This window comes from Longimicrobium sp. (assembly GCA_036389795.1).
Taxonomy (GTDB): Bacteria; Gemmatimonadota; Gemmatimonadetes; order Longimicrobiales; family Longimicrobiaceae; genus Longimicrobium.
Genome location: DASVWD010000093.1, coordinates 1 through 8,509, shown reverse-complemented (window position 1 = coordinate 8,509; position 8,509 = coordinate 1). Strand labels below are relative to the sequence as shown.

The following is an 8,509-nucleotide window of genomic DNA, read 5'->3' as shown; positions in this document are numbered from 1 at the left end:
AGAGGGTACTTCACGGGAGTCCCGCGTGAGGACTGCCGCCCGACGTTGTCGCTAGAAGTCCGGGTCGGGGCCCAGCTTCTCGGCGAGCACCTGGCGGACGGCGTCGCCGCCGAAGCCGCGGCGGGCGAGGAAGGCGAAGAGGCGGCGGCGGGCGCGCTCCGGCTCCTCGCCCGCGCGGGGGCGCCAGCGGGCGGCCGCCGCGCGCGCCAGCTCCAGCTCCGAGGCGCCCGCGCCCTCCAGCACCTCGTCGATCGCCGCCCGCGCGGTCGAATCGTCCACGCCTTTCGCGCGCAGCTCCTGGCGCAGGCGGCGGCGTCCGTGCGGGCGCAGGCGCACGCGGTCGCGCACGAGGCCGGCGGCGAACGCGGCGTCGTCCACCACGCCCAGGTCGCCGAGCCCCTCCACGCACGCGTCCACCACCTCGGCCTCGAACCCCTTGCGCGCCAGCCGCCGGCGCAGCTCCGCCGCCGAGCGCGGCCGGTGGGCGAGCAGCGTGAGCGCCGCGTCGCGCGCCCGCCACTTCTGGTCCCTGGCCTCCAGCTCCGCCAGCCGCGCCTCGTCCACCTCGTCTCCCGCGCGCAGCCGCTCCGCCAGCACCAGCTCCGCCGCCAGCTCGGTCCGCGCCGCGCCGTCGACGTGCACGCGCATCCGCTCGGGACGGAGGGGATGCGGGACGAGGGAGGTGATGCGCATTCGGTGCGAAGTGCGAAGTGCGAGGTGCGAAGTGCGGTGCGGCGCCGAAAGTAATCCGCACGATGCCGGGCGTCCACACACCTCCCCCGTACTTCCGCACTCCGTGCCCCGTACCTTTCGCCGCCCGGGCCCGCCGCTTATCCTTCCGCGCTTCCAGAACACCCGAGCCGAACGCAGTTGGACACCTTCGCCCGACCCGCCGCCCCGCCGATCGACGTGCGCGCGCTCCGCGAGGCGGAGTTCCCCTTCATCGGGAGCGCGCCGTACCTGAACGCCGCTTCCGCGGGGCCGCTGCCGGAGCGGGCGCGGCGCGCGGTGGACGCCTACAACCGGCGCCGCGCCGGCGTCCACGAGCTCACCGCCGACGACTTCGAGCCCACCCTCCAGCGCGCCCGCGCGGCCGCCGCCCGGCTGATCGGCGCGGACGCCGGCGAGATCGCGCTGCTCCCCAACACCAGCTACGGGATCAACCTGGCCGCGCACACGCTGCCGGTCGCGCGCGGCCAGCGCATCGTCGTGAGCGCCCTGGAGTTCCCCGCGAACGTCTACCCGTGGCTGCGCCTGGAGCGCGCTGGCGCGGCGAAGGTGGAGATCGTCCCGGCGGACCCGCTCGGGCGGCCGGACGAGGCGCGGATCTTCGCGGCGCTCGACCAGGGGGACGTCGGCATCTTCGCCCTCTCGGCCGTGCAGTTCGCCACCGGGTGGAGCGCCGACCTGGCGAAGTTCGGGAGCTTCTGCGCGGAGCGCGGCATCTTCTTCGTGGTCGACGCCATCCAGTCGCTCGGGCAGGTGCCCACCGACGTGCGCGCGGCCGGGGTCGACGTCCTGGCCGCGGGCGGGCACAAGTGGCTCTGCGCGCCGTTCGGCACCGGGTTCGCCTACGTGCGCCGCGAGCTCCTGCCGCGCCTGGACCCCACCGTGGTCGGCTGGACGGCGGTGCGCGCCTCCGCCGACCTGGCCGAGGTGTGCGGCTACCGCTGGGAGCCGTGGGACGACGCGCGGAAGTTCGAGGTCTCCACCCAGCCGTGGCAGGACTACGCCGGCTTCGCCGAGTCCGTCGAGCTGCTCCTCGAAGTCGGAATCGAGCGCATCCGCGCCCACGTGCTGGGGCTCCTCAATCCGCTGGTCGGCTGGCTTCAGGGCGAAAGTGGCTGGGAGATCGTGAGCGGCCTGGAGCCGGCGCGGCGCTCGGGCGTCTTCGCCTTCCGCCCGCAGGGGCCGCGCGCCGCCTTCCGCGCGCTGCGGCGGGCGGGCGTCGGCTGCGTGCTGCGCGAGGGCGCCGTCCGGCTCTCGCCCCACCTGTACAACACCCCCGACGACGTCGCGGCCGTGATGGACGTGCTGGCGAGCCCGGAGCGATGGTGAAGCGGGCCACGGAGGAAGTGGCGGCCATGGTGGAGGAGGTCCGCGCCGAGCTGGTGCCGGACCCGCGCCTGGGCGTCTTCGAGGTCACCGTCGAGGTGCGCGACGGGACGGTGCTGACCCTGAAGGGCGCCGTCTCGGAGATGGAGGCGCTCGAGGCGCTCAGGCACCGCGCGGCCCTGCTCACCGGCTGGGCGGCCGTGGTCGACGAGGTGCAGTTCCTCCCCGAGGGCGACCCCGACGAGCTGGTGCACGCGGTGGTCTCGGCCGCCGTGGCGCCGATGCTGGCGGGGCCGGGGATCACCTTCGTGCAGGTGTCGCAGGTGGTGCTGGGGAACCGGCTGGTGGTGCTGCGCCGCGAGGGGCGCTGGCTGCAGTGCAAGTCGCCCGACGGCTACATCGGCTGGGTGCACGCCGGCTACGTGGCGCTGATGGGCGAGAGCGAGGCGCGCGGCTGGGAGAGCGGCGCCGAGGGCGACGTGTGGATCTCGCTGGGCGCCGAGGTGCGCGCGGACGGCGACGAAGTGCTGATGCGCCTCCCCTGGGGCGCGCGCGTGGTGCGCGGGGACGAGGGGCTGGTGCGGCTCCCCGACGGCCGCGCGGGGCGCCTCCACGGCGAGCTGGTCCCCGCGGCGGCGCGCCCGCTGGCGTTCCCGGCCGACGGGGCGGCGGTGTGCGAGTCGGCGGCGCGCTGGCTGGGGGCGCCGTACCTGTGGAGCGGGGTGACGATGGGAGGGGTGGACTGCTCCGGTTTCGTGCAGGCGCTCTGGCGGATGCACGGCGTCGCCATTCCTCGCGACTCCGACCAGCAGTCGCGCACCGGCGAGCTGCTGGAGCCGGCGGACGACTTCGGCGACCTCCTCCCCGGCGACCTGCTCTTCTTCAGCGAGGACGGGGCGGGGAGGGTGACACACGTGGCGATGTCGACCGGCGGCGGCCGGATCATCCACTCGTCGCTCGGCAACGGGGGCGTGGCGCGCAACGACCTGGCCGGCCGCCGCAACTACGAGCGCGAGCTGCGCCGACTCTTCGTCTGCGCGCGGCGGGTGGCGTGAGAAGGTACGGGGTACGGAGTACGTTCGACGGTGAAGGTGATCAGCGTGATCCGTACCGCGTACCTCGTACCTTTCAGCGTCTACCGCTTGATCAGCAGCTCCACCAGCAGCCAGCCGACGGCGATCCCCGCCGCGATCCCCGCGAGCACGACGCCCAGCAGCCTTGCCCTCGCCCGCCAGGGATTCCTCGCCACGTGAAGCCCGTCCTCGCTGTGCCGTTCCGGGGTGAGACCGCCTCTGCCGCGCGCCCGCCTTTGCGAAGGGCGTGCCGCCCCGTTGAACGCGGCGCGGGGGGCGGCGTATCTTCCGCGCGAGAAGGTCGCAGGCCCTCACCCCCGCGCGCAAGGCCGTGGCATGATCCTGAGCGTCGGCGTCGACCTGGTCCGCATCGACCGGGTGTGGGGCGTGCTGGAGCGCCGGGGCGAGCGCGCCTTCGCCCGCTTCTTCACCGCGGCGGAGCGGGAACGCTGCCTCTGCTCCAAGCACCCGCCCGAGTCGTTCGCCGCGCGCTTCGCCGCCAAGGAGGCGTTCTTCAAGGCGCTCGGCACAGGGTGGGGGATCGGCGGCGCGTGGACGGAGGTGGAGGTGGTCTCGGCCGCTAACGGCGCCCCGTCGCTCCGCCTCTCCGGCCGCGCCGCCGAGCTGGCCGCGGCGCGGGGCGTCCGGCGCGTCCATCTCTCCCTCACCCACACCGAGGACACCGCCGCGGCCTTCGTCGTGCTGGAGGACTGAGTGCGAAGTGCGGCTTCGCGGCGATTCCGGTCGGAGTGGCGGCCGAAACCTTTCGCCGCCGCGCTGCGTTGGTCCTGCGCCCACGGCCGGCCGAGCGAAAACCAGGAGGCGTGCACGCGATGAGCAAGTTCGAGATGCGGGAGGTGGCGCGCTGCCCCGAGTGCGCCGAGCGGATCTGGAGCGACCACCCGTACTCCTGGTGCATGAAGTGCGGGAAGGCGCTCCCCGAGGACATCCAGGCGCAGCTCCCGGCGCTCGGGGGCGCACTGGCCGCGGCCGCTGACGCGGCTGCCGGCGAGACGCTGGTGGTCGCCGGCAGGCAGGTGCAGTGCCCCGTCTGCGGCCACGACCGCTTCTGGACCCGGCAGACGCTGATGGAGACGCGCGGCGCCACCTTCTTCGGCGTCGAGTGGGCCGGCAAGGCCGCCGACAACTACATCTGCAACGGCTGCGGCTTCGTCCTCTGGTTCCTGAAGAAGTGAGGCGGCCGACCCTCCACGCCATCCACGGAGTCAGCGGAGTCAACCAGAGGGGTTCTCTGCCGACTCCGTCGACATTCAGTTCCGGATCTCTCGACCACTCCTGGAATCCCCCTGACGCAGTCATCCTGAGGAGCCGCCGCGCGGAACCGGCGGAGTGACGAGAACCCGGGCGGCGACGAAGGATCTGCGGGCTGCGTTCGAGCGTGAGCCCGGCTTACGCGCGGATCCCCGCCCGCAGATCCTTCGGGCGCACCGACTCCCGTGCGGACGCGGCTCCGGCGCATGCGCCCTCAGGATGACAGCGTTTTGCGTGGGAGTATAGGCTCGTACGGGGATGACTCCTCAAACCGATCCCGCGTTCACTGCCCGCCGTTGACATCTCCCTCCCCGCGTGGTCAGTTGTCGCCGTTCCGTCCGGTTTTCCTCATCCCACGGTCGAGCGGCGGCGGTGAACGCAGCGCTGTTGTACGCACTGGCCGCGGCGGGGGCCAACCTCGCCGGCGGCCTGCTCATCACCGGCCACTCGCACGGCGGGCGGGCCCTCCAGCGCCTGCTGATCGCCTTCGGCGCCGGGTTCATGCTGGCCACCGCCTGCATCGGCATGGTGCCGCACGCCGTGGAGCAGGGCGGCGAGTCGGCGGCGGTGGGGATCCTGGTGGGCTACCTGCTGGTGCACCTCACGCAGCACGTCATCACCCCGCACTTCCACTTCGGCGAGGAGACGCACCACGACGAGATGGTGGACCCCTGGGTGGGGATCGCCGCGCTGCTGGGGCTGGTGCTGCACACCTTCTTCGACGGCGTGGCCATCGCCAGCGGCTTCCGCGTGGGCGAGTGGCTGGGGCTGCTGGTGTTCCTGGCCATCCTCCTGCACAAGATCCCCGAGGGCGTCACGCTGGCCTCGGTCATGCTCGCCAGCGGCAACTCGCGGCGGCGCGCGCTGGCGGCGGTGGTGGCGCTCGGCGTCTCGACGGTGCTGGGCGTGCTGCTGACCGAGCAGGTGGCGCCGCTGGCCACGCACGGGCTGGCGCTCAGCGCCGGGGTGACCCTCTACGTGGGCGCGTCGAACCTGGTCCCCGAGATCCAGAAGGAGCGCAACCTGGCGATGGCGCTCAGCGTGTTCGCCGGCGCGGGGCTCTTCTACGCCGCCTTCCTGATGCTGCGCGGGTTCGTGCCGTGAGCGACCCCTCCCTCTCCCTGTTCGGCGACGCCGAGCCCCCGCCGCGCCGCGACGAGCCGGCTCCCGTCCCCGCCGGTCCCGCCGGCGCGGTGCCGCTGGCCGAGCGGATGCGCCCGCGCACGCTGGACGAGATCGTGGGCCAGGACCACCTGGTGGGGCCAGACGGGACGCTGCGGAAGCTGCTGGCCGCCGGGCACCTGCCGAACCTGATCCTGCACGGGCCGCCGGGGAGCGGGAAGACCACGCTGGCGCGGGTGATCGCGGCGCAGAGCGGGGCCACCTTCGTCCCCTTCAACGCCGTGAGCGAGGGCGTCCCGCGGCTGCGCGAGGTGGTGAAGGAGGCCGAGACGCGGCGCAAGGCGGGGCGCGGCACGCTCCTCTTCATCGACGAGATCCACCGGCTCAACAAGGGGCAGCAGGACTTCCTGCTGCCCTGGATCGAGTCGGGGCTGATGACGCTGGTGGGCGCCACCACGGAGCACCCGGCGTTCGAGATCAACCCGGCCGTGCTCTCGCGCTCGCGCGTGCTGGTCCTGCAGCCGCTGGGGGAAGACGACGTGCGCGCGGTGGTGCGCCGCGCGCTGGAGGACGCGGAGCGGGGCCTGGGCGGGAGCGTGGGGCTCGACGGCGAGGCCGAGGACGTGCTGGTGCGTAATACCGGCGGCGACGCGCGCCAGGCGATCACCGGGCTGGAGATCGCGGCGCGCCTCGTCGGCGAGGGCGGCACGGTGACGGCGGAGGTCGCGCGCGAGGCGCTGCAGCAGCCCACGGCGCGCTACGACACCACGCTCGCCTACGAGATGCTGAGCGCGTTCCACAAGAGCCTGCGCTCCAGCTCGGGCTCGGGCGCGCTGTACTGGGCGATGCGGATGATCCAGAGCGGCGAGGACCCCAAGACGGTCTTCCGCCGGCTGATCGCGGCCGCGTACGAGGACGTGGGGCTGGCGGACCCGCAGGCGGGGATCGTGGCGGTGCAGGCGGCGCAGGCGTTCGAGCGGCTGGGGCTGCCCGAGGGGCTGCTCCCGCTCTACAACGCCATCCTGTACGTGGCCAACGCGCCCAAGTCGAACCGCGCGTACCTGGCCGGCGGCGCGGCGGCCGAGGCGGCGCGCGAGCATCCCGACGCGCCCGTGCCGCTGCACCTGCGCAACGCGCCCACCTCGCTGATGAAGGAGTGGGGCTACGGCGAGGGCTACAGGTACGCGCACGACTACGAGGGCGCCTACACCCCGCAGCAGTGCCTGCCCGACGAGATCCGGGACCTGCGCTTCTACGAGCCCTCCGACCGCGGCTTCGAGGCGAAGATCGCCGCACGTATGAAGGAGCGGGGGGACCCGGGGTGAGGTGCGCGGGCCGCCATCGGTCGGGCGAATGAATTCGCTGCAACAACGACACGAAGTCCGCCTGCGCGGACTTGCGGGCTGCGCCCGCGCGCTTCGCGCCTGGAACCAGCCTGCCCGCGCTGAATCCGGATTCCGCGCCGAACCAGCCTGCGCAGGCAGGCTTCTCGCCGTTGTTGCCGCGCATTCAGCCCGCCCGAAGCTAAGTGCACTTGCTGCTAAGGTTTAGCGTTTCGCCTCGGGGTCTACTGACAGTTGCTACTGTCAGTTCGCCAATCAGGCCGCAATCCGCAGGTTCCGGCAGTCCGGACGGGGCTCCGGCTCCGCTTCCAACAAGGCTACAGCGTCTCGCAGCGTAGACGGCCAGAACTTCAGCCTCGGATCGTTTACACCTTCCGCGCCTCGTAGGTGCAGGTGGTCCCGTTTCGCGTGTGCACCAGGTACATCACCGTGCCCTGCCCCCCCACGACGAAATCGAGTGACTCAACGACGCCGGTGTTATCCGTCACATCCATGTGGCCGATGCCGTTGCGGGCCACCGTGACGGTGCCGCTCACGAACGTCTTGACCACATTCGTGCCGCCGTGTACGCCGGAATACTGACCCGTGGCCGAACTCCCGGAGAAATGGAAATATCCCACCGCCGCCACGGGAACAGCGCCCGTGTCCATTCCTTGCCCTCGCCACGCCCAGCAGCCGTTCAGCGACCGCATGTCGGTTTTACATTCTCCGGCCATACTCCACGCTCCTTCTCATCAAAGGTAGGTTGATTTAACGGGCCTTTCGCGTCACTCCCGCTCGGGGGCGGCGAAGGACGATGAAGGGCCCTTGGGGGGATAACAGTACGGGCGGTCCTAGGGATATGATATGATACCGTTTTTCGAGATTCGCTGTGCATTGGGAAGCTGTCATTCCGAGTGGAGCCCGATGCGCTGATCTCGCGTTCGCCACCGAAGTCGGCCGGGCTCCGAGGAATCTACTCGCGGCCGGCAGGAGGCCGGACCGATGCACGGAGCCAGCGTCCGGGCGGGGTGGGTGGATTCCTCGGGCGCCGCCCAGCCGAGGTGTGAAATCCGGATCGGTGCTGCGGCGCCGCTCGGAATGACATGGTTCGCGAAAGGACCGGATTGCACACTGATTCCTGGAATCCGGTATGAGGGGTCAGCAGGGGCGGCCCAAGAGCGAAGATACTCTTCCCCCCTTCCAGCTCCAAGTCTTTCGCACTGGAGGCGCGGCTACGAGAGCGGCAGTTGATTTCGGCGGGGTAGTTTCGTTGTGGTATAATTACATACGGCGGGCGAGCGGGGGTTTGTCCCCCCGAGCCTGCCGTTCCGATCTTGGGTTTCGGGCCGCTTGCCTGATAGACGGCTGAAAGTTCGCGGCCTGCTCGAACCAGCACGCGCGTCGGCGGCTTCGTAGTGCTGCGCGGGTCCCGGCTTACTTGTCTGCCCGTCTGCCCCTCCCCCGGTGACTCGCGCCGGGCGGATGGATCGCGTTATCATGAGGAAGCCCGCTGGAGCGGAGTCCGGCGGGCTTCTTCTGTCCGTTCTACTGTCAGTTTGCCGCTCGGTTCGGCGGGTTCTAGAGCGCAGGTTGCGCGCGCACATCCAGGTTTTTCGCCATTTCTGAGCATCTTGCTCGGCTTTGGGCCTCTACGCTGATTCT

Annotated in this window: 8 protein-coding genes; 6 read left to right on the top strand and 2 right to left on the bottom strand. The window is 71.6% G+C overall.

The features are described 5' to 3' along the window. Positions 1–51: 51 nt before the first annotated feature. Positions 52–693 (bottom strand): regulatory protein RecX, encoded by a 642-nt coding sequence (locus VF746_11930; protein HEX8693124.1) that lies wholly within the window; start codon positions 691–693, stop codon positions 52–54. 177 nt (positions 694–870) lie between these two features. On the opposite strand from VF746_11930, the gene VF746_11925 reads away from it, so the two are divergent. The 6 genes from VF746_11925 to VF746_11900 all read left to right on the top strand — a co-directional run bounded on the left by VF746_11925 (position 871) and on the right by VF746_11900 (position 6,847). Further along, positions 871–2,058 carry an aminotransferase class V-fold PLP-dependent enzyme gene (locus VF746_11925; protein HEX8693123.1) on the top strand — a complete coding sequence of 396 codons (1,188 nt, stop codon included), beginning with the start codon at positions 871–873 and terminating at the stop codon, positions 2,056–2,058. Further along, a complete protein-coding gene (locus tag VF746_11920; protein HEX8693122.1) occupies positions 2,052–3,110 on the top strand; it encodes an NlpC/P60 family protein in 1,059 nt (352 codons plus the stop codon). Before VF746_11925 ends, VF746_11920 begins: the two co-directional genes overlap by 7 nt. Before the next feature lie 354 nt (positions 3,111–3,464). Beyond that, positions 3,465–3,842, top strand: a complete 378-nt coding sequence (locus VF746_11915) for a holo-ACP synthase (GenBank protein HEX8693121.1) — start codon at positions 3,465–3,467, stop codon at positions 3,840–3,842. A 119-nt stretch (positions 3,843–3,961) separates the two neighbouring features. Further along, complete coding sequence (locus VF746_11910) at positions 3,962–4,324, top strand: hypothetical protein (GenBank protein HEX8693120.1); 363 nt, start codon at positions 3,962–3,964, stop codon at positions 4,322–4,324. 463 nt (positions 4,325–4,787) lie between these two features. Beyond that, positions 4,788–5,504, top strand: a complete 717-nt coding sequence (locus VF746_11905; GenBank protein ID HEX8693119.1) for a ZIP family metal transporter — start codon at positions 4,788–4,790, stop codon at positions 5,502–5,504. Further along, entirely contained in the window at positions 5,501–6,847 is a 1,347-nt protein-coding gene (locus VF746_11900; GenBank protein ID HEX8693118.1) for a replication-associated recombination protein A, read from the top strand. The genes VF746_11905 and VF746_11900 overlap by 4 nt, the downstream gene beginning before the upstream one ends. Before the next feature lie 383 nt (positions 6,848–7,230). On the opposite strand, the gene VF746_11895 is transcribed toward VF746_11900, so the two are convergent. Beyond that, on the bottom strand, positions 7,231–7,515 hold the full coding sequence (locus VF746_11895; protein ID HEX8693117.1) for a hypothetical protein: 285 nt from the start codon (positions 7,513–7,515) through the stop codon (positions 7,231–7,233). Between the last annotated feature and the right edge of the window lie 994 nt (positions 7,516–8,509).

Excerpts from the sequence above, each read along its gene's own strand:
- VF746_11930 (HEX8693124.1), bottom strand. The coding sequence starts at position 693 with ATGCGCATCACCTCCCTCGTCCCGCATCCCCTCCGTCCCGAGCGGATG.
- VF746_11920 (HEX8693122.1), top strand. The coding sequence starts at position 2,052 with ATGGTGAAGCGGGCCACGGAGGAAGTGGCGGCCATGGTGGAGGAGGTC.
- VF746_11915 (HEX8693121.1), top strand. The coding sequence starts at position 3,465 with ATGATCCTGAGCGTCGGCGTCGACCTGGTCCGCATCGACCGGGTGTGG.
- VF746_11910 (HEX8693120.1), top strand. The coding sequence starts at position 3,962 with ATGAGCAAGTTCGAGATGCGGGAGGTGGCGCGCTGCCCCGAGTGCGCC.
- VF746_11895 (HEX8693117.1), bottom strand. The coding sequence starts at position 7,515 with ATGGACACGGGCGCTGTTCCCGTGGCGGCGGTGGGATATTTCCATTTC.